The following is a 21,055-nucleotide window of genomic DNA, read 5'->3' on the forward strand; positions in this document are numbered from 1 at the left end:
GCCGTCACGAGTTCGCCTGATCCGCGGGCAGTTTGGCCAGGACCACCTTTTCCAGGTCGCCGAGGGTCTCGCAGCTGAGCAGATCTTCCTCTGACAGCGCGGCGCCCAGGCGATCCTCGATGGCGACCATGCCGACGGCGAAGGCCACCGAATCCATGCCGACATCGTCGACCAGTCGGGAGTCCCGCGACACCCGGCTGACGTCGATGTTGAGATCGTCGCGCAGGATGGCCAAGAGCTCCGGATTGACCGCTTCGGGCTGTGACATTTCCATGTTCGGCGACCCTACACCTGAGAATTTACTCAGGGTAGGCTTACCGAATGTGCCCTCAGGGCGACGGGCGGGCGAGTCTCGTGTCGCCCTTTGTGACGCCCCCGTCAATCGAGACCAGTGCGGGCACAACTTCACTGGTGATCAGGCCATGAACCGCGGTCAGCGGGTCGATCAGGTCGAAACACGCAGCAATCCGGGCCGGGGTGTCCACGACCACGGTTGTGACGGGGACCTCACGTCCGAGTTGGAGCAGTCTGTCGCCGTGCGGCGCGTGATCGCCGTGGAAGCCCCAGATTCCACGCAGCACGGTGGCGCCGCCGCCGGCCTGTCGAGCCCGCAGCACGTCGACGATCGCGCGATGGATGGGCACCCCGTGGTGCCGGGTGCCCTCGGAGGTGTGGATGGTGAGTTTCTGCCACAGCGGCACGCCGTCGGCGTCGGCGGCGGGCAGGGTCGCCGGCCGGTCCAGCAGCCGTCCGTCGCGCTTGCAGATCTGGAGTCGCTCCACCGTCATCGCCGCGGCGGGCAGCAGTTCACGCAGGCGCGGCAACGCCGCCGTCACCTGTCCGTCGGTGCCCGACCCGACGATCATCACCGGCACCTCGGTGTTGGCGCTGAAGAACCGGGCTCGCCGGCGCGCGCCGTGCTCGGTACCGTCGACCCCGAGAAAGACTGCCGCGCCCGCGAATCCGAGCTCGTGCAACACCGCGCAGATCTCCCGGTACGCCGGCCGGCCGCCGATCCGGGTCTGACGCCCGATGTACAGCGTGAGCTTTGCCGCGCCCGAACCGTCGACGCCGGTCCCGGCCCGTTCCAGGGTGACGATGCCGCGCGCGATACCGGCCACCACGGTGGGCGCGAGGCCGGCGATGCGATCGGCGGTGTCCACCGCGACCAGCGCCACCGGCAGATCCTCGGACGCCGACAGCGAACGGTCGGTGCGCAGCTGATGGCTGGGCCCGAATCCGCCGATGCCGCGCAGCACCACGCTGTCGGCCACCTGCTCGGTGCCGATCAGATCGAGCAGTTCATCGGCGGCGAACCCGCGATCACCGCGCAGCCGCTCACCGAAGTACGCGGTCAGCTTCAGCAGTTCGGCACTCACAGTGCCCGTCCGATCAGCTGGCCCAGCCAGGCCGCCGCCAGTCCCAGCGCGACGCTGAGCACGATATTGGCCACCGCGATCCGTCCCCGGCGTTCCTCACCGAGCCGCTGGGTTTCCAGCATCCAGGTGGAGAACGTCGTATAGGCGCCGACAAACGCGGTGCCGGCCAGCAGTGCCACGTGCGGGCTGATGGTCAACGCGCCGACAAAACCCAGCAGCCAGGCGCCGCTGACATTCACCGCGAGGGTGCCCACCGGGAAACCGCCGGCGACCGTGACCCGGGACGACACCGCCCGGTCGACCAGCAACCGGCACACCGCGCCGACCCCGCCGAGCAGCATCACGCCGGCCCACACCGCGACCGTGCTCACCGGACACGCACCCGTCGGACCAACGCGGTCATCACCTGCGCCGCCAGCAGGCCCAGTCCGATGCTGACCACGGTGTAGCCGGCGGCCAGCGCGTGGTGACCGTGCTCCAGCATCACCAGCACCTCGACCTGCATGGTGGAGAACGTCGTCAGCCCGCCGCACAACCCGGTGCCCAACAGCGGACGGCGGTACCCCGATGCGGGCAGCCGTTCCAGCAGCCGGGTGGTGAAGTACCCGAGCAGCGCGGCCCCGACGATGTTGACGATGAACGTCGCCCACGGCCAGTGCCCCGGCGGCACCGCGAGGACATGGCTGAGCGCGGCGCGCGCCAGCGTCCCCAGCGCGCCGCCGAGAAACACCGCAGCCACTTCCCGCCGGTCGGTGATCGCCACACGCAAAGTATGTAGCCCGGCGGCCGTACCGATAGTGTCGGCACACCATGACGGCGCAGGATCTCCTCCCGGTGCGGATCTCCGTACTAGGACCGGTCCGGGCGTGGGTGGGTGGTGACCCGGTCGATCTGGCCGGACCCAAACAGCGGTCGGTGCTCGTCCGGCTGGTCCTGGCGCACGGCGAGGTGGTGTCCGTCGACCGGCTGATCGAGGACCTGTGGGCCGGGGAACCGCCGCCGAAGGCGCTGGCGGCGCTGCAGGCCTACATCTCGCATCTGCGCCGGGTCCTCGAACCCGGCCGTGAACGTCGCGCCGCGGCCCGGGTGATCGTCAGTGCCGCCCCCGGGTACTGCCTGCGGCTACCCGACGAAGCCGTCGACGTGTGGTCGCTGGAAGCCAGGATCGCCGCGGCCGAACACAACAACGATCCCGTGGAGCGGGCGCCGCTGCTGGAGGATGTGGTCGCCGCGTGGACCGGTGATCCCTACGGCGAGGTCCGCGACGCGCTGTGGGCGGCCCCCGAGGTGGCTCGGCTGGCCCAGCTGCGGCTGTCCGTCACCGAGGCCCACGCCGCGGCCCAGTCCGCCCTCGGACAGCACGGTGTGGTGGCCCGGGTGCTGGAACCGCATGTGCGCGATCACCCGGACCGCGAGGCGGCCGCCTGCCTACTGGCGGTCGCCCGGTACCGCTGCGGTCATCAGGCCGCGGCCCTGGACGTGCTGCGCCGCACCACCGCCTACCTCACCGAGGAGCTCGGCCTGGAACCCGGTCGGGCGCTGCGGGATCTGGAACGCGACATCCTGCGCCACGCCGATCACCTGGATCCCATCGCACTCGCGCCGGCGCCGGTGTCGCCGCCCCATGACGCCCCGCAGGCCAGCCCCACCCGCGGCCGCGCCGATGAACTGGCCGCCATCGACGCAGCCGCGGCCACCGCGGTGCGCGGTGGGTTGCGGGTGGTGTGGATCGGCGGTGAGGCCGGTGCGGGCAAGACCACCGTCGTCGACGCGGCGGCGGCCCGGCTGCGCGACGCCGGTTGGACGGTCGTTGCCGGGCGCAGCCCCGAGGTCGACGGCGCGCCACCCGGGTGGGCGTGGACCGAGGTGCTCGAAACCTTCGCCGCCACACTGCCGCCGCGACAGGCCGGTGCGCTGGCGCCGCTGCTGCACGACGGCCGGGCAACCGCGGAGGGCTCCGCGTTCTGGATCGCGCATGCGCTGGCCGAGGTGCTCGGGCAGGCGGCCGAGCGGACACCACTGCTCATCGTGCTCGACGACCTGCACCGCACCGACGGTCTGACACTGGAGTTGCTGCGGCTGACCGCAGACCGTCTCGGTTCGGGGCGGGTGCTCGTCATCGGCACCTACCGGCCCTCGGAATCCGGTGCCGAGCTGGGCCAGGCCCGGGCCGCGCTGGCCAATCACACCGCGGCGCACCTGACGCTGTCCGGTCTGGACGATGCGGCGCTGACCGCGTTGGCCATCGACTGCGGGCTGCCCGCGGTCACCCGGGAAACGTTGCGGCTGTTGCGGGACCGCACCGGTGGCAACCCGCTGTTCGTCCGGGAACTGGCCCGGCTGATGGTCGCCGAAGGTGTCGACGCCGCCCACGGCAGGATTCCCGCCGGGGTCGGGGACGTGGTCCGCCGCCGGCTGGCCCGGCTGCCACCGCAGACCGCGACCGCGCTGCGCCAGGCGGCGGTGCTGGGACGCGAGGTCGATATCACCCTGCTGGGCGAGCTGGCCCGCAGCGATGACGACGAACTGCTCGATGCGCTGGAACCCGCGGTACTCGCCGGCCTGCTCGACGAACCGGTGCCCGGACGGATCAGATTTGCGCACAACCTCATCCGGGACACCCTCTACGAGGACACCTCGGTGCTGCGCCGGTCCCGGCTGCATGCCGCGGCGCTGGACCTGCTGCGGCCGCGCGGTGCCGACGCGGCCTCGCTGGCCTACCACGCCGTCGCGGCCGCCACCGCCGACACCGCCGCCGAGGCAGCGGTTCTCGTGATACAGGCGGCCAGGGAGGCCGACGCAGTCGGGGCGCCGGTGGAAGCCGCCCGGCAGTGGCGGGCCGCGGTGCGCATGTTCGAGCTGGCCGGCGCGGACCGCTCGGCGGTGGTACCCGCCCGGTGCGGTCTCATCGCCGCACTCGCCCAGGCCGGTGATGCGATCGGATCGCGGGAAGAGTTGCACCACACCATGGTTGCTGTCGGTTCCCACGACGTCTTGGCGGTGCAGGCGCTGACCGCCTCGGACAGCCCGCTGGTGTGGCGGGTCCGCGACGGCGACCTCATCGACCACGCCATCGTCGACCCGCTGCGGCGGGTGCTGAACCGTGAACAGGCCCCGCAGGTGCGTGCCCGGTTGCTGCTGACCCTGTTCACCGAACTGGAGGGTGTGGAACATGATTCGGCGCTGGCCGCCGGGGAGGAGGCGCTGGCACTGGCCCGGGCAGTGCATGCGCAGGATCCGGCCGGCAACCAGCGGCTGCTGTGTGCGGCGCTCAACGTGCGGGCCTTTTCCTGCCTTGGCCCCGACCTGGCCCACGAGCGGGAAAGCGTTGTCGCCGAGCTACTCTCGGTAGCCGAAGCCTGCGATGCCATCGACTATCAGGCGGTGGCACACTGGTTCGCGTTTCTGGACGCGTCCGGGCGCTCGGATCTGGCGGGTGCGGCCGCGCACGCCGACCAGGCGGTGGCGCGCGCCGGTACCGGCCAGCTCGGTTTCCTGCTGGGTGTGCTCGACGCCTTCGGTGCGCAGCTGGCCGTGCTGGCCGGCCGGGCCGACGAGGGGGAGCGGGCCTATATCGCCGTCTCGGCGAAGTTGGCCGAATACGGGGTGGCCAACGGGGCGCATATCGGCATCGTGGGCCGGGTGAGCGCCAACCTGGTGCGCGGCAGCCTCGCCCCGATGGCCGACGATCTGGTCGCCGTGCACCGCTTCGTGTCCCGCATCATCGCCGACGGCGCCGCGATCGCCCTGCATCAGGCGGGCAGAACCCAAGAGGCCCAGCAGATCTGGGCGCAGCGCGTCCCGATCGAGCGATCCTTCTACTTCGTCGCGATGGCGACCCTGCGGGCCCATGCGGCCGTCGCGATGGGCGATCTCGCCGTCGCGACCGCCACCGCGGCGGAGCTGCTGCCGTACTCCGGGCGGTTCGCCGGCCTCGACAACGGGACTCTGCTCACCGGCCCGGTGGACGCCGCGCTGGCCGCCGTCGCCGAGGCCACCGGCGATGCCGCGGGTGCCGCGCGCTACCGGCGGGCCGCGGCGGAGCTGACCGAACGGCTGCGCGCGGCCGCCCAAGCCTTGATCGACTGACCTTCGTTGGCGAAACTCGCGTACCGGGCGTCATTTCGGCCGCGCCGACGCCGGGTACGCGAGTTTCGGCGGACCACAGCGGACGTACCGCCAACCGCTGGTTCCGTCAGGTGGTGCACCCCGGGCGCACGGCCCTTCTCCAGGCGAGCGGATTCAGGTTGCGGAACGGGTCGTTGCGCCGTATCGCCAGAAGGTCGGCCAGTGTCGCCTCCAGTGCCGTCTGTGAGCGCATCTTGACGGTGGCTTCCCACTCTTCGGCGTTTGCGTTCGCGGGCCGTTTCGTATCGATTGGGGATCCGAATTTCAGGTACATGCGCTGCGGTCGCGGCACCAGGGTGGGGCCCACTCCGCGAATGAGGGGGATCCCGACGCCGGAGACACCGTGCAGACGTTCACCGAGGCCGCGGGTCATCCGTTCCCAGGTGCCATCGCGTTCGACGAAGCTGCCGTAGACGTCGTCGCCGCCCACCAGTCCGACGGGGATGATCGGGTAGTCGTGTGCGATGGCCAGCCGCGCGAATCCGTTGCGTCCCTCCCAATGCAACTGGTACTCCTCGGACTTGAACTTGAGCATGTCCCGGCCGCCCCCGGGGAAGACCAGGACCGTCTCGCCCTGCCGCATCAGTTGACCCCCGGTCTCGGGGTCGCCGACGACCGCCCCGGCCGCCTCCAACACGTCTCGAAGCACTCCGTTCATATCGGCAAGCTGACGGGTGGCGAGCCCTCGGACGCGCACGCCGAGTTCGCGGTGCACGAAATACGGAATCGAGACAACCTCGACCCAGCCGGCGGTCGTGTGGTTTCCGACCAGCAGGAACCTGCCGTCTCGCGGCAGGGTGTGCAGCCCGTCGACATAGACCCGGGACGCATCCACCAGCGGTGCGACCGCATCTGCCACCGCGAATATGGCGTGCTGCATCGCGTGCATTCGGCTCGGTCGATCAGCACGCGGATTCGTGGTCATGTCGTCTCCCAGCCCCAGTGTGTACATCGCGTCTCGATGTTCACCGTACCGAAGAACTGACCAAACGACCATTCTGGTCAGTTGGTCCTGCCTGATCGATCGGACATTAGACTCATGGCGGTGAGCACCCCGGCGGTCGGCCTGCCCGAGCAGCACTCGGCGAAAGCGGCCCGACTTCTGTCGGCGGCCGGCGAGTTGCTCATGGGAAGGGGCGCACGCGGTTTCACCGTTGCCGACGTCGCCAAACGCGCACACGTGGGGAAGGGCACCGTCTATCTGTACTGGCCGACCAAAGAGGATCTGCTCATCGGCCTGGTCGGACGTGGCTTCCTGGGACTGCTTGATGATCTGATCGGACGCATTGGCGACGATCCCGACCTTGCACGCCCATCCCGGTTCTGCCCGATGATGCTCGAGGTCGCGGTCAGCCAGCCACTGCTGGCCGCCATGCAGCGCCATGATGAAGATCTGCTCGGCGTCCTGGCCGACCATCCGCGCTCGGTGGCACTGAATGACACGCTCGGCCCCGGCGCGGTGATCGGTGCGGTGCTTCCGGTGTGGCGCCGTCACACGTTGGCCCGAAATGATTGGGAGACAAACGATCAGGCTTTTGCCCTGCACGGGCTGGTCACCGGGATCGCGATGTCCGTCGTCAACCCCGCGCCGCGGCCCCAGCCCGCCGACCCCCTCGGCGTCCTCGGTGCCGCGGTCACCGCGCTGCTCGGACCCGAGCGGGCCAGCGACAAGCAGTTGCGCTCGGCAGCGGCCGAGATCATCGAGTTCCTCAGGCAGGGCCGGGACAGCGCCCTGCTCTTGATCGGCGGAGCACCCACCGTCGACTGACCTTCGTTGGCGAAACTCGCGTACCCGGGGTTCCCGCGGGCGGATTCACCCCGGGTACGCGAGTTTCACCCCGTAATCAACGGGTGAGTCAGCCGAATACCGCGCGCTCGAAGCGGCGGTGCCGGGCGGAGAAGAAACGCAGCAGCAGCATCAGCGGGCCCGGCACACTGGCGGCGATCATCGCGCGCTCGGCATCATCGGCCACTCCCAGGATGCGCGGCCCCTCGAAGGACAACCGCCCGCTGCGCCGGGCCGCCTTCTCGATCGCCTCCCAGTCCTCGACCGAGACGTACCGGCGGATCACCGGGAACAGTTCGCGTTCCTCGTCGGCGATGTGCGCCTGGAGCAGCTGGTGCAGATCGGTCAGCCCGGCGGCCAGCGGCCGGGCCAGCTCCGGGTCGGCGGACCGCCCGAAGGCCGCGGCCTGGACGCGCAGCCGGTCCAACCGCGGATCCAGCGCGGCATGATCCTCGGTCAGCTCCGTCAGGTCGATGAAGTCACCCGCGCAGGCCTCGATCACCGGCCACAGCACATCGTCTTCCATGGTGTGGTGATGGTGGATCGACTCACACATCAGCGCGACATAGCGGGCCAAGGCCTTGGCACGCGGGGGACCGCACGGCAGCCGGCGCTGGGCGACGGCGGTGGTCAGCTCGGCGAGGCGCCGGGTGTCGGTGACCATGGCGCGGTGGGTCAGGGTGATCCCGCTGAGGTCGGGCGCCGGATCGGCGGGACGACCGATGTTGTCTGCGGAGTGGGCTGATCGTGCGGAATTGTTCATGCCGGCAACCTTGTAACGGCCCACTTGCGACGAACTTGCGACCGGCTTGCACTACGGCGAGACACCGGTGCCGCGGGTAGGCAAGGATGGTGTCATGGTGGCCAATCCGCGAGCCGGTCAGCCGGCACAGCCCGAAGATCTCGTCGACCTCGCACATCTGGTCACCGCCTATTACACGGTGCAACCCGACCCCGATGACGTCGCGCAGCAGGTGGCGTTCGGGACGTCCGGGCACCGCGGCTCCGCGCTCGACGGGGCCTTCAACGAGGCGCACATCATTGCCACCACCCAGGCGATCGTGGAGTACCGCGCCGCGCAGGGCACCACGGGCCCGTTGTTCATCGGCCGCGACACCCACGCCCTGAGCGAGCCGGCCTGGGCGTCGGCGCTGGAGGTGCTGGCGGCCAATGACGTGGTGGCGATGATCGACGCCGCCGACCGCTACACCCCGACACCGGCGGTCAGCCACGCCATCCTCACCTTCAACCGGGGCCGCGACACCGACCTGGCCGACGGAATCGTGGTGACCCCGTCGCACAATCCGCCGCGCGACGGCGGCTTCAAGTACAACCCGCCCAACGGCGGCCCCGCCGACACCGACGCCACCAGTGTGATCGCCAAGCGGGCCAACGAGATCTTGCGCGACGGCATCCGCTCGGTGAAGCGGGTCCCGCTCTCGCGCGCCCTGCAGGTCGCCCAGCGCCACGACTACCTCAACGCCTACGTCGCGGATCTGCCCAACGTGGTTGATCTGCACGCCATCCGCGCGCAGGGGGTGCGCATCGGGGCGGATCCGCTCGGTGGCGCCAGCGTCGACTACTGGGGCGCCATCGCCGAGACCCACAATCTGAACCTCACCGTGGTCAACCCGCTGGTCGATGCGACGTGGCGGTTCATGACGCTGGACACCGACGGCAAGATCCGGATGGACTGCAGCTCGCCGAACGCGATGGCCTCGCTGATCGGCAAGATCGGCGAGTACCAGATCGCCACCGGCAACGACGCCGACTCCGACCGGCACGGCATCGTCACCCCCGACGGCGGGCTGATGAACCCCAACCACTACCTGGCGGTCGCCATCGACTACCTGTTCACCCACCGCCCGGGCTGGCCGGGTACCACCGCGGTCGGCAAGACCGCGGTGAGCAGTTCGATCATCGACCGGGTGGTCGGCGGGCTGGGCCGCGAGCTGGTCGAGGTGCCCGTCGGCTTCAAATGGTTCGTGGACGGGTTGATCGGCGGGACAATCGGTTTCGGTGGTGAGGAAAGCGCGGGCGCCTCCTTCCTGCGGACCGACGGCTCAACCTGGACCACCGACAAGGACGGCATCATCCTGGCGTTGCTGGCCTCGGAGATCCTCGCGGTCACCGGGTCCACCCCGTCGCAGCGCTACGCCGAACTCGCCGCCGAGTACGGGGCGCCCACCTACGCACGCATCGACGCCCCGGCCGACCGCGACCAGAAGGCCCGCCTGGCCAAGCTGTCACCCGAGCAGGTGAGCGCCACCGAACTGGCCGGGGAGAAGATCACCGCCAAGCTCACCAGCGCGCCCGGTAACGGGGCGGCCCTGGGCGGGCTGAAGGTCACCACCGAGAACGCCTGGTTTGCCGCCCGGCCCTCGGGCACCGAGGACGTGTACAAGATCTACGCGGAGTCCTTCAAGGGACCCGAGCATCTGGCGGAGGTGCAGGAGGCCGCCAAAGATGTGGTGAATACAGTCATCGGGTGAGCTCTACCGCGGAGGAAGACTGTCCGGCTGACGCCAAGCGGAGGCTGCCGCGCGAGGTCTGGGTCCTGGTCGCCGCCAATATCGTGGTGGCGCTGGGTTTCGGGGTGGTGGCGCCGGTGCTACCGCAGTACGCCCGGCACTTCGGGGTCAGTATTGCCGCCGCGACGTTTGTCATCACCGCCTTCGCCGTGCTGCGTCTGATCGGTGCACCGCCGGCCGGATTTCTGGTGCAGCGGCTCGGCGAGCGCAAGGTCTACATCAGCGGACTGGTCATCGTGGCGCTCTCGACCGGTGCCTGCGCACTGGCCGAAAGCTACTGGCAGCTGCTGTTGTTCCGGTCCCTCGGCGGTCTCGGTTCGGCGATGTTCACGGTGTCCTCGCTGGGCCTGCTGATCCGCATCTCGCCGGCCGATGCGCGGGGCCGGGTCGCCGGACTGTTCTCGTCGGGCTTCATGATCGGCTCGGTCGGCGGGCCGGTCCTGGGCAGCCTGACCGTGGGGTTCGGCCTGTCTGCGCCGTTCCTGATCTACGGCGCCGCGCTGCTGGTCGCCGCCGCCGTGGTGTTCGTCAGCCTGCGGCATTCCACCATCGCCGGCCGCTCGGACGAGGACGAGGCCCCGCCGGTGCCGTTCCGCACCGTGTTCGCGCATCGGGCCTACAAGGCGGCGCTGATCTCCAACTTCGCCACCGGGTGGGCATCGTTCGGGCTGCGGATCGCGCTGGTTCCGCTGTTCGTCGTGGAGGTGCTGGGTCGGGGCCCGGGTGCGGCCGGGCTGGCGCTGACGGCGTTCGCGGTGGGCAATATCTCGGTCGTCATCCCCAGCGGGTACCTGTCGGACAAGCTGGGGCGGCGCAAGCTGCTGATCTTCGGGTTGACGCTGGCAGCGGTGTCGACGGCGCTGGTGGGCTACACCACCTCGCTGCCGGTCTTCCTGGCCGCGGCCTATGTGGCCGGCGCGGCCACGGGGATCTTCGTCTCACCGCAGCAGGCCGCGGTCGCCGACGTGGTCGGCAACAAATCGCGCGGCGGCACCGCGGTGGCGACCTTCCAGATGATGGCCGACGTCGGCTCGATCGGCGGCTCGCTGCTGGTGGGGTTGATCGCGCAGTACTTCTCGTTCTCCTGGGCGTTCGTGATCAGCGGGGCGATCCTGCTGGTCGCCGCGCTGGCCTGGGTGTTCGCCCCCGAGACCAGGGGCCGGCCGCCCGCCGAGCACACCCCGGTCCGCCCGCTGGGCCCAGAGGCCGGCGGCGAGGTGCCCTGACCAGCTGTTTTGAACCTGTGTGGGACAGTGGTGTACCTTTCAACAGCACCACAAACGGGGCTATGGCGCAGTTGGTAGCGCACCACACTGGCAGTGTGGGGGTCAGGGGTTCGAATCCCCTTAGCTCCACAGACAGAAACCCGCTCTGACCTCGGTCAGGGCGGGTTTTCTGGTTAGTCGGCGGGGTTGCGCGCAGGGCCGATTGTCCTAAGTTTGTCCTACTGCCGGTGGCTGTCCTACGGATGCCGAGAACACCGCCGACGCTGCCGTGAGCCGGTCGTCGGTCACCCGGCCATAGACGGCCTGCGTCATGCGCTCGGTGTGACCGTGCCAGGCGGCGACGACATCGGCCCCGATACCTGCCGCGCGCATCCGCGAGATATTGGAGTGCCGCAGCTTGCCGAGAGTGATCGCCTTAAGTCCACGCCGTGCGCTGCGCGGTGAACTCGCGGCTGTACTCACGCACCGGCAGGGGAGTGCCATCGGCCCGCGAGAGCAACAGATCGGCGTTGGCCAGCGGTCGGCCTATGGCCAGGTGCTCGCGCAGGTGGGCGGCACGCATCGTCTTGATCATCGACAGCTCGCGCGGCGGGAGGGGGAGATCGCGAGAGCTGCGGTCGGTCTTCGGCGTCACGATGGTGTCGTGGCCGTTGACATCGACACGGGCCTGGCGGATCCGCAGCGCGCCGGTCTCTAGGTCGATGTCCTGCCAGCGCAACCCGCCGACCTCCTCGCGGCGCAGACCGAGCAGCGTCAGCGCGAAGCATCCGGCGAGGCGGTGGTTGGCGACGTGATCGAGGAACTGGCCTGCTGCATGTATGTCGTTTTCGGCGTTAGCTGGGACCACAATTCCTGTGATTCGAACCACAGTGGCGACGAATGTCCCGTCGCCGGAAAGTGCTGCCCCAACCTGCGCGAACGGCCGAACTAGATAACGATCCGGTAACGATCTCGGATAGCACCCTGTAGCGGAGCCAAGTTCGCAACCAGATGGGACGCGGGTGAATTTAGTGCCTCTATCTAAACTTTGCTGATCTGATTCTATTTGCTAGAACTGCAGTTCAAAGGAGTAATATTGCTAGTGTTCGGTTAGCTGAATTACCGGGAACGTTAGGAACTCCTGTGGGTTATTTGGCTTCCGCAGCCACGGCGGACGGCCTGTCGCCGGGGTCCACTTCGCAACCAGGAGGTTCTGGGATGTTCACTGAACACCGGACCGACGGCCACGGTAATGGCCACTGCCAGGATTGCGGGAACACGGTCACGCAGGACATCTGCGATGGCGTCATCCTGTTCCTGTCCTAGCAGTTGAGGCCGGAGGGGTGCGCCGGGCCGTCACCGCGACGACCCGGTCACCCTGATGGTCGGTGGCGAGTGCTACAGCTTGGCCATGCCTCCAATTCAGCTACCAACGGCGTCGGCACGATCGGTGCGCATGGAAATGGTCTACTGCCCGGACGGCCCCGACGTGGACGCGGAGCAGGCCAAAGAGTTGCGATCACTGGCTTACGGCAGCGCATTCATCTTCGAACTCGAAGGCCAGCAGTTCCTCGTCACTGCGCGGCACAACGTGACGGGCCGTCATTGGCAGACGGGCGAGTTCCTTGGTGGATACTCGATGGCCCCGACCCACATCGTGCTCCATCTCTTGGCGAAGCCGCCCGCTGGCGGCTGGCAGATCGGACCATCAGAGGTCGGGCCGCACGTCGGAAGCACGCAGATCAAGTTGAAGGCGTTCCTGGTTCCGCTCCTGGGAGACGATTGGAAGCCCCGCTGGATGGAGCACCCGACGTTCGGCGCCGATATGGACGTCGTGGTGTTGCCAGTCAAGTTCACCGATGACGACACGCTCGTCATTCCCTGGACCACGCCCCTGGTCGAGGCGCGCGAGCCTCACGAAGCGCCCTGGCCCAACCTCGCCGCCGGGCAGGAAGTCTTCGTCGTCGGCTACCCCGACGCGCTGATCACCGGACCGATGTTCCCGCTCTGGACACGTGGCAGCATCGCCTCCGAGCCGTACTTCGGTTACACCGTCGCGGACAAGCGCCTACCGCTGATGCTCATCGACGCGAGGACTCGTCAGGGCCAGTCGGGCTCGGCTGTCATGCGGCACCGCCCCGAGGGCACCGTCGTCACTCGCAGTGACGGTGCGTTGGGCGTGACGACCGGTCCGGTGTCGCAGCTCATCGGGGTGTATTCAGGCCGGACGAGCGACGAGTCTGACCTTGGGTTCGTCTGGCGCATGGACGAAGTCGAAGTGGTCTGCCGCAACGGCGTTCAGGGAACAAGCTAGAGTCGCGCACGGACCGGATGGCGTGCTGGTGGCGGTGGTTGCCCCCAACATGCTCAGCCGCTCCATCGGTCTGCGCCTTGTGCCTGGCCGAGCTCGACCTGATGCTTCCTTTTCCTCGCCCACCACCGTCGGTTGAGGGCGGCATAATTCGGCCATGGGAGACCCATCGGCCAAAGGGCAGTACGACGTTATCGGGACGCGCCACTATTTTGCGGGTGCACATATCCGCGCCGCCCGCTTGATGGCGTCACAGTGCCGCGAACGGGAACGCGCTGTTCTGGAGATGCGGCGCGGTGAGTTGCCGACCGTTGACTACGACGCCGAGTCATACGCGGTGTGCGCAATCGTTGAGTCTGCGGCGTTCCTAGAAGCCCGCGTAAACGAAATCTGGTTCGCTGCCACGGAGCCGATACGTGCGTCTGCTAGCCAGCGGCTAGCTGGTCTCGAAGACAAGCAGGTCGACGCCATACGCGACCTGGCCGAGCGGGAAGGTTCGGACCGACTGCCGGTGATCGACAAGCTAGACCAAACATTGATCTGCGCTACTGGGCGGGGTATCGAAAAGGGCAGGCGACCCGCTCAGGACGTACGCGGCCTAGTAAAACTGCGCGACGCGTTCGTGCACTTCAAACCAAAGCTCCAATGGGACAACGAGGCGCACGCCTTGCAGAAACGGCTGATCCAGTTGGTGCCGCCGAACCCGTTGATGCAAGGAGCGAAACCCTGGTTCCCGCACCATGTTCTGTGCGCCGGGGTCGCGCAGTGGGCGTGCGACAAATCCGCCGAGTTCATTCACCAGTGGGAACAAGCACTCGGCCTGACCAACACCTACAGCATCGAGTACGCGCTGATCATCACCGAGGGATAAGGTTCGCGCGGCGCACCCGCAGAGCGAACGGACGTCGTGGCGGCGTCGTCGCACTGATCAGAACGTCCACCCCTGCGCCTCGATGTACTCCATGAGATTGAGACACGGCACGCCGAGGTCGCCGCATACGTCGGGGATGCGCGGTTTGTCGAGACTGCCGGTCGCGGTCTCCTCGGTGACGACGGTGCCGTTGCGCACCATCGCCAGCGCGATGACGAACGGGTCCGCGCCGCTGCGTCTACCGCCCTGCCGGACGAGCCGGCCGTGCACCGTGAGTATCTGGGCGGCGCTCTGCTGGATGGGGGTTTCGAGCGGCACGAACAGGTCGCCTTGCGCATCGGCCCACCGTTTGGCGTCGTCGTCGCGCCTGTTCAACTCGCGCTGCACCTCGTCCACCGACCTGATCTGTCCGGCCTCGATGGCGCCCTCGATCTGCACCCAGAGCGTCTGAAACACCTTGGGCCGGAACAGGTCGCGCCGCCCGTTGAGGATCGCGCTGGTGTCGAACGAATAGAACTGATCGGTCACACGACGCTCCGCAACTCGGCGGACTCGGCCAGGCGGGGAATCTGGCTAACCTTCGCGTCCAGGTAGATCGCGGCGGTGTTGCTGTCGATGACCCGGCGGCGGTGGGCGTCGGTCACGGCGCGCACGTATCCTTTGCCGAGGTCGCGCACGGCGCTGCGGTACCAGTTGCCGCCCGAGGCGCGGTTGCGGTCGGCCTCCTCGTCGTGGGCGACAGTGAACTCGGCGCGGCGCTGGCGGTACAGCTCGACCGGCACCAGCCCCAGCGTGGACAACCGTCGTAGGAACGCCTCGGCGCTCACACCGAACTGCGCGGCGACAGGGCGCAGTGTGTCGTAGGTCCACGACGCCGGTATGTCGGTTCGCGCGATGACTTCCGGCCTCGCCCGCACGGCGGCGGCGGGCATCAGTACGGCGGCGGCGATGGCGTTGCACCGCGCCTCCAACGTTCTGTTGGCGTTGCGCGGCTTGTCGTCGGTCACCACGTCGCACAGCCCCTCGGTGTGGAGCACCAGGTGGATGAACTCATGCAGCAGCGAGAACAGCCGTGGGCGGGGGTAGTCGCCGCCGTTGAGCACGATGACCGGCAGCACGTCGAAGAACAGCGACATGCCCCGCATCTCGTCCACGGTCACCCTGCCGCCACGGGTCGCCAGCACCAGCACGCCGGACGCCTCGATGGCCGACACCCACGCATTCAGGTGCTCATAGGGACTCGGAGAGTTCGGCGGGATGGGCAGCGGCCCGACCTCGATCAGCGTTGATCGGATGCGCGCGGCAATGTCGGTGTCGTTGTCGTCGGCGGACACCGGGACGCGCCAGGCGTCGGGTAGCGCCCGTTCCTCGGTCTCGGCCAGTTCCAGCGCGAATTCGCGCTGTGTGTGGGCGCGGCGAAACTCCTCATGCAGGTCCGGCGACCACTTCGCCGCGTCGGCACCGTCGAGCCGCCGGAAGTCGCGCAGGGTGTCGAACCCCTCGGGCGGCGCAGGGAGGAAGAACACCGCCAGCGACCGCTTGTAAACCTCGGCAGCCTTGCGTAACTGTGCGATTGTCGGCACAGCCTCGCCCGCCTCCCACGCGGCCACGCGATCGTCAGCCACCCCGATCTTGCGCGACGCCGCTACCTCGATCAGGCCGCACGATTCGCGTGCCCAACGGAGCACGGAAGGCTCCACCGGGGCGGGTATCGACGGCATAGTCACGATGATGCCGTACGGCACCCACAGGTGGCGGTGGAACGGGGGGCGACACGGGCGAACACCAGTTCGACGTGTCCTAACGGTGTCCTACGCCTCCGGGGCACGGGCAAATACGCACTAGACAGACCTGACGTGATCCGACCATTTGACGTGGACGTATGGACACCCCGCTAGACCAATCGACACCAGCCAGCACATGCAGTTTCACACTGGCAGTGTGGGGGTCAGGGGTTCGAATCCCCTTAGCTCCACGTTTTCGAAAGTCCGTTCCGGCTTCGGTCGGGACGGACTTTTCCGTTTCCGGGGCCAGCTGTGTGCACCGCCTTCGCCGAACGTGACGCGGCGCTCGGCGGGCCGGACTATGTTTGCCATCGAGGCGCATGCGGGGTGAGTGGGAATCGGTCGGCGTCACGCGTATCAACGCAAGGGGATGATCGTGTCGCCCACTGCGCGCAGCCGTCCCCACGAGGCGAATCTCGACGCGGCCGTGTCCGGAGTCGGGCTCGACCCGGCCTTCCAGCCCATCACGGCGCTCGCGGACGGCTCGGTGGTCGGCTTCGAGGCCCTGACGCGGTGGCCGGCGCTCGGCGACCCCGATCCCGAGGCGGTGTTCGCCCACGCGGCGGCCACCGGCAGGCTCGGCGGCCTGGAAAAGATGTGCATCGACGCCGCGATCGACAATGCCCTGCGTCGGGACCTGCCTCGGGGCACCCTGCTCGCGCTCAACTGCGAGCCGCTCGGTAGCCACCTCAGCCGCGCCGAGAACCCGCTGCTGGACCGCGCGCACGACGAGCTGCGGGTGATTTTCGAGCTGACCGAACGCAGCCTGCTCACCCACCCGCGGGCGCTGCTGCGGAAGGTGGCGGGTCTGCGTGCGGACGGGTTCGGCATCGCCCTCGACGATATTGGCGCCCATCCTGATTCGCTGGCGCTGCTCGACGTCATCTGCCCGGATATCGTCAAACTCGACGTCGATCTGGTGCAGTCCCACCCCACCGACGCCCAGGCGCACATCCTGGCCGCCGTGCTGGCGCACACCGAGCGCACCGGGGCGGTGCTGCTCGCCGAGGGCATTGAATCCGACCAGCACCTCGAGCAGGCACTGGCGCTGGGAGCCGACCTCGGCCAGGGCTACAAGTTCGGACGCCCAGGTCCGTTGGTCGAATCCGTGTCGGTGGCGTGGTCGCCACCGCCGATGAAGCACCCGGTGCAGCCGGTCGGCGACTCACCGTTCGACCTCGTGGCGGGCAAGGTCCTGGTGCGAACCGCGCGCAAGGCCACCCTGATACCGTTCTCCCGGCACATCGAGGCCCAGGCGCGGCATGCGACCGACCCGCCGATGGTGATGGCCTCCATGCAGATGGCGCAGCACTTCACCGCTTCCACCAGTGCGCGCTACAGCGAACTGGCGCGGTCCTCGGCACTGGTCGCGATCTTCGGCCGGGGCCTGCCCGAGGATCTGGGATCCGGCGTCCGGGGCGTGGACCTGGCACCCGACGATCCGCTGTGCGGGCAGTGGATCGTGCTCATCCTCGGGCCGGACCATTGCGCGGCGCTGATCGCCCGTGAGCAGGACACCACCGGCTCGGTGCCCGAGGCGGAGCGCCGGTTCGATCTCGCCATCACCTACGACCGCGTTCTGGTCACCGTCGTCGCGCGCAGTCTGCTGGACCGAATCCACTGAGCGGTGCGGTATGTGCACACCGGCTTGGCGCCGCCGCAGAATGGACGCGGGCCGCTAAAGTGTGGGCGATGTGCACCTCTCGCTGTGCTGCCGGAACTCGGGGGGCTTGCAAAGTCGGTGGCGCCAGTTGATCGGCAGTCTCAACGGTTTGGTGGATCTGGCTGCCAAGCGGCTGATCACCGCGCACACCGACAACGTGGTCGAAGTCTGCGAACTGGTGCTCACCGATCTGGCGGCCTATCTCGGGCTCGATGTCGCCTTCCTGCGGCACAACGATCACGAGATCCACGCGACCCGGTTGGTGGCGCAGTGGCCGATACGTACCTTCGTGCCCGATCCGGACCCGATCGGTGTCGTCTACTTCGCCGACGCCGACCCGGTTTTCGCGATGGCCGAATGGCTCAAGGAGCCGTTGGTGATCCGCCCGGAGCCCAAGACCGACGAGTATCAGCAGACGATCCAGCAGGGCACCGAGGTTCCGCAGACGTCGCTGGCCTGCGTGCCATTGCTGTCGCATGACGTCACCACCGGCACGTTGGGTTTCGTGAAATACGGCGACCGGGAGTGGCTGGAAGAAGAGCTCAACGCCCTGAAGACCATCGCGACCATGTTCGCCCAGTTGCAGGCCAGGCTGGTCGCGATCGAACGGCTGCAGTTTCTGGCAGAACACGACGATCTCACCGGGCTGTGCAACAGCGGGGTGCTCACCGATCATCTCGATGAACGCCTCGCGCCGGGACAGGACGGACCGGTGGCGGTGCTGTTCACCGACCTGGACCGCCTGAAATCGGTGAACGACCTGTTCGGCCACACCGCGGGGGACGAACTGATCGCACAGTTCGCCCGGCGGCTGCGCGAATCCATCGGTGACACGGCACTTCTCGCTCGTCAGGGCGGGGACGAGTTCGTGATCGTGCCGCATGAGCCGATGGTGCTGGAGGAGGCCGCGCTGCTGGCCGAACGGATCCGGCTGCTCGTCCGGGAGTCCTTCACGGTCGGCCGCGAGTTCGTCCGCCGCACCGCCAGTATCGGTGTGGCGGTGGGTTTCCCGGGCCATGACTCGGCCTCCGATGTGTTGCGCTACGCCGACCTGGCACTGGTCGCGGCCAAGGGCTCGGGAGGTAATGACGCCGCCGTCTTCACCGACGCCATCGCCCTGAAATACCAGCTGCTCAACGATGTCGAGTTGCACCTGCGCGACGGCATCGAGAGCGAAGCGTTCGTCGTGCACTACCAGCCCGAGGTGGACCTGCGTACCGGCACGGTGGTCGCGGTCGAGGCGCTGGTGCGGTGGAACCACCCCACCCGGGGCATGCTGCTGCCGAGCGCCTTCATGCCTGTCGCCGAATCCTCGAACCTGGCAGCGGTATTGGGCCGCAAAGTACTTCAGGACTCCTGCGCGCAACTGCGGCAATGGAAGTCGATGGGGCTCGCGCAGGACGTGAAGTTGCGGGTCAACGTGTCACCGGTACAGCGGGTGGCCGATGGTTTTGTCGACCATGTGGCGCGGGTGCTGGCGGAGTTCGAGCTCGATCCGGCCTCGTTGAGTCTGGAGTTCTCGGAGAGCTTCGTCACCGACGACGCCGATCTGAACAACGAGATCCTCACCGCGCTGCGAGCACTCGGCGTGGGACTGGCACTCGACGAGTTCGGGGCCGCCTACAGCGATTTGAGCAGGCTGAAGTCGCTGCCCATCGACACCTTGAAGATCGACCGGTCATTCGTGCAACACCTCGACGGAAGCAAGGACGATCTGGCGATCATCCGGGCCATCGTGTCCCTCGGCGAAGCGTTCGGCCTCGGGCTGGTCGCCGTCGGACTGGAGACCGAGGCGGCCGCGCAGATGCTGGTGAAGTTGGGCTGCCATCAGGCCCAGGGTTTCCTGCTGTCTCCACCGGTCGACGCGGACACCATGGCACAAATGCTGGCGACCGGGACCATCGACTGGCGGTGCTAGTTCCCGTCGCTTCGCTCGCCCCGGTGCTAGCTTCCCGTCGCTGCGCTCGCCCCGGTGCCAGCTCCCCGTCGCTCCGGGTCAGCTCTTGCGGGCCGACAACAGCAGTGCGGGCAGCTTCACGCGGCCCTTCGCGTCGCTGTCGAAGCTATGTTCCGGCAGGTTCGGGACGTCGGGCAACTGCACGGCCACGAAGGCCGGCTGGACGTTCTCGATCGTCCAGACCTGCGACACGGCCTCGCGCAGCTCGGCCTCGGTCACCAGGTTGGGCACCGGGAACGGGGAATCCGGGGGCAGCGCGTCGGTGGTGAACACCAGCATGTGCAGCACCGCGCCGGGGGCGCACACCTCGTGGATGCCGCGCAGGTAATCCGGGCGGGCCTCGACCGGCAGCGAATGGAACAGCGTGCAGTCGACGACGGTGTTGAACGGTTCGCCGTCCACGGTGAGGGTGCGCAGGTCACCCTGCACGAAGCGGACATTCGCCAGCCCGCGCTCCGCGGCGGCGCGGGTGGCGGCTTCGATGGCGACCGTGGAGATATCGGCGCCGACGACGTCGTACCCGGCCGTGGCCAGCGCCAGTGACACATCTCCGACACCGCAGCCGGCGTCCAGGACGGGACTGGTGATCTTGCCGGCGTCGATCAGCGCGGCGATCTCGGGTTGTGCCTCACCGATGTTCCATGGCGGCGGGCCCGCGAAGATGTGGTCGGAGTACGCAGCATCCCAGTCCATCACTTCGCCCATAGCGCCAAAGCGTAGCGGGAGTCAGCGCAGATGTTCACCGAAGAAGGACAGGATGCGCCGCCACGCGTCCTCGGCCTCCGGTTCGGAGTACTCCATGCCGGCGATCCGCTCGATCACATCGAACGGGGCGGGGATGCCGAAATCGTTCATGAAGCTGTGCCCGACGTTCTGGTACTCCTTGATATCGCGGGGTACGCCGCCCTTGGCGAGCACCGCCTCCAGTTCGGCCGCCGATCCGCTGCGCGCGATCCGATCCTTCGCGCCGTAACTTGCCACCATTGGGCAGGATTGGGCGAGCACCTCGATGTTCTTGGGGGTCAGCCCGTAGTTGGGCGCGGTCGCGTCGAACAGGCCGCTGGGCGCGAGTTGCAGGACGAAGCCCGCGCCCATGCAGAAGCCGACCAGGCCGACCTTGCCGGTGCAGTCCGGGTCGGCAAGCAGGTGATCGCGCGCCGCGACGATGTCGTCGAAGGCGGCACCGGTGCCCGCGAAGTGGGTGCGCATGGTGGCGATCATGCATCTGATCTTGAGGCCGCGTCCGTAGAGCGCGGGCGCCAGCGTGAGGTACCCCGCCGCGGCCAGGCGGTCACTGGTGCGCCGGACATCGGCGGTCATCCCGCGCACATCCTGCACGACGATGACGGCCGGCCAGGGGCCTTCGGTGGTGGGTGTCGCGAGGTAGCCGGGCAGCGGGCCGGCTGGTGCTGGATAGGTGACCTTCGGCATGTGGGTTAT

Annotated in this window: 20 protein-coding genes and 1 tRNA gene; 9 read left to right on the plus strand and 12 right to left on the minus strand. The window is 68.2% G+C overall.

Features of this window, described 5'->3' with window-relative positions:
• Positions 1 to 4 precede the first annotated feature (4 nt).
• Genes C6A86_RS09045 through crcB (C6A86_RS09060) form a run of 4 tightly spaced genes read right to left on the minus strand, consistent with a single transcriptional unit; the run spans position 5 to position 2,142 of the window.
• Entirely contained in the window at positions 5 to 274 is a 270-nt protein-coding gene (locus C6A86_RS09045) for an acyl carrier protein (RefSeq protein ID WP_105366062.1), read from the minus strand.
• A gap of 55 nt (positions 275 to 329) precedes the next feature.
• On the minus strand, positions 330 to 1,379 hold the full coding sequence (locus tag C6A86_RS09050) for a DUF190 domain-containing protein (RefSeq protein ID WP_105366063.1): 1,050 nt from the start codon (positions 1,377 to 1,379) through the stop codon (positions 330 to 332).
• Positions 1,376 to 1,720, minus strand: a complete 345-nt coding sequence (gene crcB, locus C6A86_RS09055) for a fluoride efflux transporter CrcB (protein WP_233213251.1) — start codon at positions 1,718 to 1,720, stop codon at positions 1,376 to 1,378. The genes C6A86_RS09050 and crcB (C6A86_RS09055) overlap by 4 nt, the downstream gene beginning before the upstream one ends.
• Before the next feature lie 26 nt (positions 1,721 to 1,746).
• Positions 1,747 to 2,142, minus strand: a complete 396-nt coding sequence (gene crcB / locus C6A86_RS09060) for a fluoride efflux transporter CrcB (protein WP_105366065.1) — start codon at positions 2,140 to 2,142, stop codon at positions 1,747 to 1,749.
• A gap of 47 nt (positions 2,143 to 2,189) precedes the next feature.
• Between crcB (C6A86_RS09060) and C6A86_RS09065 the strand changes: the two genes are divergently transcribed.
• Positions 2,190 to 5,468, plus strand: coding sequence for a BTAD domain-containing putative transcriptional regulator (locus C6A86_RS09065; protein WP_105366066.1), 3,279 nt, complete (start codon positions 2,190 to 2,192; stop codon positions 5,466 to 5,468).
• Positions 5,469 to 5,574: 106 nt separating this feature from the next.
• Here C6A86_RS09065 and C6A86_RS09070 read toward each other — a convergent pair whose 3' ends face one another.
• Entirely contained in the window at positions 5,575 to 6,432 is an 858-nt protein-coding gene (locus C6A86_RS09070) for a lysophospholipid acyltransferase family protein (RefSeq protein WP_105366097.1), read from the minus strand.
• Positions 6,433 to 6,552: 120 nt separating this feature from the next.
• Between C6A86_RS09070 and C6A86_RS09075 the strand changes: the two genes are divergently transcribed.
• Positions 6,553 to 7,275 carry a TetR/AcrR family transcriptional regulator gene (locus C6A86_RS09075; RefSeq protein WP_233213244.1) on the plus strand — a complete coding sequence of 241 codons (723 nt, stop codon included), beginning with the start codon at positions 6,553 to 6,555 and terminating at the stop codon, positions 7,273 to 7,275.
• Positions 7,276 to 7,363: 88 nt separating this feature from the next.
• On the opposite strand, the gene C6A86_RS09080 is transcribed toward C6A86_RS09075, so the two are convergent.
• The gene (locus C6A86_RS09080) at positions 7,364 to 8,056 is read right to left on the minus strand and encodes a hemerythrin domain-containing protein (protein WP_105366098.1); all 693 of its coding nucleotides are present in this window, start codon (positions 8,054 to 8,056) and stop codon (positions 7,364 to 7,366) included.
• A gap of 94 nt (positions 8,057 to 8,150) precedes the next feature.
• On the opposite strand from C6A86_RS09080, the gene pgm reads away from it, so the two are divergent.
• The 3 genes from pgm (at position 8,151) to C6A86_RS09095 (ending at position 11,179) form a co-directional block, all read left to right on the plus strand.
• The gene (gene pgm, locus C6A86_RS09085; RefSeq protein WP_105366068.1) at positions 8,151 to 9,785 is read left to right on the plus strand and encodes a phosphoglucomutase (alpha-D-glucose-1,6-bisphosphate-dependent); all 1,635 of its coding nucleotides are present in this window, start codon (positions 8,151 to 8,153) and stop codon (positions 9,783 to 9,785) included.
• Positions 9,782 to 11,050: an MFS transporter gene (locus tag C6A86_RS09090; RefSeq protein ID WP_105366069.1), complete on the plus strand. Its 1,269-nt coding sequence runs from the start codon at positions 9,782 to 9,784 to the stop codon at positions 11,048 to 11,050. Before pgm ends, C6A86_RS09090 begins: the two co-directional genes overlap by 4 nt.
• A 56-nt stretch (positions 11,051 to 11,106) precedes the next feature.
• Positions 11,107 to 11,179, plus strand: a tRNA-Ala gene (locus tag C6A86_RS09095).
• 78 nt (positions 11,180 to 11,257) lie between these two features.
• Here C6A86_RS09095 and C6A86_RS09100 read toward each other — a convergent pair.
• Both C6A86_RS09100 and C6A86_RS09105 read right to left on the minus strand, forming a co-directional pair.
• Entirely contained in the window at positions 11,258 to 11,422 is a 165-nt protein-coding gene (locus tag C6A86_RS09100) for a hypothetical protein (protein WP_233213245.1), read from the minus strand.
• A 43-nt stretch (positions 11,423 to 11,465) separates the two neighbouring features.
• Complete coding sequence (locus C6A86_RS09105; protein ID WP_233213246.1) at positions 11,466 to 11,897, minus strand: hypothetical protein; 432 nt, start codon at positions 11,895 to 11,897, stop codon at positions 11,466 to 11,468.
• Positions 11,898 to 12,485: 588 nt separating this feature from the next.
• On the opposite strand from C6A86_RS09105, the gene C6A86_RS09110 reads away from it, so the two are divergent.
• Together C6A86_RS09110 and C6A86_RS09115 are read left to right on the plus strand one after the other, a co-directional pair.
• A complete protein-coding gene (locus C6A86_RS09110) occupies positions 12,486 to 13,343 on the plus strand; it encodes a hypothetical protein (RefSeq protein WP_105366070.1) in 858 nt (285 codons plus the stop codon).
• Between the two features lie 154 nt (positions 13,344 to 13,497).
• The gene (locus C6A86_RS09115) at positions 13,498 to 14,211 is read left to right on the plus strand and encodes a hypothetical protein (protein WP_105366071.1); all 714 of its coding nucleotides are present in this window, start codon (positions 13,498 to 13,500) and stop codon (positions 14,209 to 14,211) included.
• A 57-nt stretch (positions 14,212 to 14,268) separates the two neighbouring features.
• Here the strand turns inward: C6A86_RS09115 and C6A86_RS09120 are convergent, their stop codons facing one another.
• Positions 14,269 to 14,739 carry a DUF4411 family protein gene (locus C6A86_RS09120; RefSeq protein WP_105366072.1) on the minus strand — a complete coding sequence of 157 codons (471 nt, stop codon included), beginning with the start codon at positions 14,737 to 14,739 and terminating at the stop codon, positions 14,269 to 14,271.
• A complete protein-coding gene (locus tag C6A86_RS09125) occupies positions 14,736 to 15,932 on the minus strand; it encodes an XRE family transcriptional regulator (protein ID WP_105366099.1) in 1,197 nt (398 codons plus the stop codon). The genes C6A86_RS09120 and C6A86_RS09125 overlap by 4 nt, the downstream gene beginning before the upstream one ends.
• Positions 15,933 to 16,371: 439 nt before the next feature.
• Between C6A86_RS09125 and C6A86_RS09130 the strand changes: the two genes are divergently transcribed.
• Entirely contained in the window at positions 16,372 to 17,619 is a 1,248-nt protein-coding gene (locus C6A86_RS09130; protein WP_233213247.1) for an EAL domain-containing protein, read from the plus strand.
• A 151-nt stretch (positions 17,620 to 17,770) separates the two neighbouring features.
• Positions 17,771 to 19,576 carry a bifunctional diguanylate cyclase/phosphodiesterase gene (locus C6A86_RS09135; protein ID WP_233213252.1) on the plus strand — a complete coding sequence of 602 codons (1,806 nt, stop codon included), beginning with the start codon at positions 17,771 to 17,773 and terminating at the stop codon, positions 19,574 to 19,576.
• Between the two features lie 78 nt (positions 19,577 to 19,654).
• On the opposite strand, the gene C6A86_RS09140 is transcribed toward C6A86_RS09135, so the two are convergent.
• Both C6A86_RS09140 and C6A86_RS09145 read right to left on the minus strand, forming a co-directional pair.
• Positions 19,655 to 20,320, minus strand: a complete 666-nt coding sequence (locus tag C6A86_RS09140) for a class I SAM-dependent methyltransferase (protein WP_233213248.1) — start codon at positions 20,318 to 20,320, stop codon at positions 19,655 to 19,657.
• 21 nt (positions 20,321 to 20,341) lie between these two features.
• On the minus strand, positions 20,342 to 21,046 hold the full coding sequence (locus C6A86_RS09145) for a dienelactone hydrolase family protein (RefSeq protein WP_105366075.1): 705 nt from the start codon (positions 21,044 to 21,046) through the stop codon (positions 20,342 to 20,344).
• Positions 21,047 to 21,055: the final 9 nt, after the last annotated feature.

Source organism: Mycobacterium sp. ITM-2016-00316, from assembly GCF_002968335.2.
Lineage (GTDB): Bacteria > Actinomycetota > Actinomycetes > Mycobacteriales > Mycobacteriaceae > Mycobacterium.